1 rRNA gene is annotated in these 248 nt (G+C 48.4%); it reads left to right on the plus strand.

The features are described from left to right. A 23S ribosomal RNA gene (locus tag FCL40_RS18500) occupies positions 1–248 on the plus strand; the annotation flags it as partial.

Consider the following 248-nt stretch of genomic DNA (forward strand, 5'->3'; position numbering starts at 1 on the left):
GGAACTGAAACATCTAAGTACCCTGAGGAAAAGAAATCAATTGAGATTCCCTAAGTAGCGGCGAGCGAACGGGGATTAGCCCTTAAGCACAGAGGGTGTTAGTGGAAGCTTCTGGAAAGTAGCGCGATACAGGGTGATAGCCCCGTACACGAAAACTAACTTTGTGTGAAATCGAGTAGGACGGGACACGTGATATCTTGTCTGAACATGGGGGGACCATCCTCCAAGGCTAAATACTCCTGACTGAC

The sequence above is a fragment of the Ferrimonas sediminicola genome, assembly GCF_005116715.1.
GTDB lineage: Bacteria > Pseudomonadota > Gammaproteobacteria > Enterobacterales > Shewanellaceae > Ferrimonas > Ferrimonas sediminicola.